A 1,687-nucleotide genomic window follows, 5' to 3' on the forward strand; every position below is an offset into this window, starting at 1 on the left:
GCCAGAATAATCGTCAAATAAGCCGTGATCCTCGTAGAAAGCACAGGCATCTTGTGTGATAGGAGCTAGCTTTTCGCCTAAACAGGAAAATGACTTTCCATATACAGAATGCGCATGAGCCGCTGCCAGGACGTCTGGTCTGGCCGCATGTACCTGAGAATGAATGGCAAATGCCGCTAGATTAACGGGGTATTTCCCTTCCACTACTTCACCCTCATGGTTCACCAACAATAGATCATCCGGAGTAATGATGTTGAAGGACATGCCAAAAGGGTTTACCCAGAAGTGATCGGACATTTCCGGATCCCTTACCGTGATGTGACCCGCCACTCCTTCGGAAAAGCCAAATTTCCCAAAGATCCGGAAGGCACCGGTTAACTTCTTTTTCAGATAATTCCTTTGCTGCTCTGGCGTATCATAGGAGGGTGGCATTGGCAAATTCTTGGGAAGCATGTCCAGCGGTGGATTAGGTACAGCCATAGGTCGAGATAAGGTTAAATGATGTATTCTCGAATATAATGCTTTGGCTGGTAAGTCTTCTTTGCAACCATGGATTTTCAACGTTTTATAATACTTCAATCAGGAAGGAACCATTTCCGCAGATTATGGTTAATGAACCGTACCTTATCACTAACTTCCCGACCGTTTTGAAAGGCTATCTGTTTCTCTCTTTATCGATCATTTTCTGGGCATTAAATTTCCATTTGGGGAAAATCATGTTCGAGAGTGTCACGCCAAATGTGGCAGCGTTTTGGCGTTTTTTCTTTGCAGTACTGGGACTTTTAGCTTTATCCTGGAAAGTAATACCTTCTAAAGCAGCTATCGTCAACCGATTACCTGGAATGCTCCTGGTTGGTTTTGTAGGAGTCTTCGGCTTTATTTTTTGCTTTACACAAGGCTTCAAAAAGAAGTTACAGGTATTTTTGACTTAAATCAAAAAGTGAAAAACTAACCTGTCATTCAGGAGCTGATACCCGTAGTGACGATGAATGTAGCTCCTTGAGAGTCAAAAACCAATTTACGATTCGCACCAAAAATGCTAGCGTAGCTACCTCCGGATGTTTTTACCGTGGGCAAGTACTGGTCCATTGCTTCAATTTGAAAGGTGGGTATCCAATACTCGTAGCCTCCTCTGAATTCCTCCGGTAATTCATAGAAGTTGGCAATTGGCGTTCCATCTTGTAAAGAGATTAGGGCCTCACTTTCGTCACCTATAAGGTCAACCTTCCAGTTAAAAAGCTGTTCATAAAAAGGGATCACTTCACGTAAACGACTTAGGTGAAGCTCAAACCACATCGGTATACCATGACCTGCTCTCAATGGTCTGTTGGGAATAACCCCTTCATAAACCGTGAAGCCTGCACCAAGTGGGTCTCGAATGAGCGCAATGGTACTGCCATCAGATAGGGTAGTAGGAGGCAATTCAATGGAAACGCCTTCAAAATCCAGCGCCTGGGATACAGTTGCGTTGGCGTCCTGGACATTCAAATAGGGCATCCAGAAAGAGGGAAAATTCTTTTTCTTGAATGCTTGTGGTAATTCGTATATACCCGCTACATATTGATTACCCAAATGCGCCATGAGATAAGGACCTTCCAGCGTTGGTTCATCGACCTGATATTTCCAATGAAATGTTGAAGCATAAAAGTTTTTAGCCTCGTCCAATTGGTAGGTAGATAAGTCCATC

3 protein-coding genes are annotated in these 1,687 nt (G+C 43.6%); 1 reads left to right on the forward strand and 2 read right to left on the reverse strand.

What is annotated here, in order from left to right; genetic code table 11:
* Nucleotides 1-480: class II aldolase/adducin family protein (locus LYNGBM3L_RS12830; protein WP_008183537.1), on the reverse strand; the 480-nt coding region annotated here is incomplete at its 3' end.
* Between the two features lie 125 nt (nt 481-605).
* Here LYNGBM3L_RS12830 and LYNGBM3L_RS12835 point away from each other — a divergent pair.
* Nucleotides 606-932 carry an EamA family transporter gene (locus LYNGBM3L_RS12835; RefSeq protein WP_161603155.1) on the forward strand — a complete coding sequence of 109 codons (327 nt, stop codon included), beginning with the start codon at nt 606-608 and terminating at the stop codon, nt 930-932.
* A 28-nt stretch (nt 933-960) separates the two neighbouring features.
* Here the strand turns inward: LYNGBM3L_RS12835 and LYNGBM3L_RS12840 are convergent.
* On the reverse strand, nt 961-1,687 hold a 727-nt coding region (locus tag LYNGBM3L_RS12840), incomplete at its 5' end, for a VOC family protein (RefSeq protein ID WP_008183542.1).

The sequence above is a fragment of the Moorena producens 3L genome (assembly GCF_000211815.1).
Classification (GTDB): domain Bacteria; phylum Cyanobacteriota; class Cyanobacteriia; order Cyanobacteriales; family Coleofasciculaceae; genus Moorena; species Moorena producens.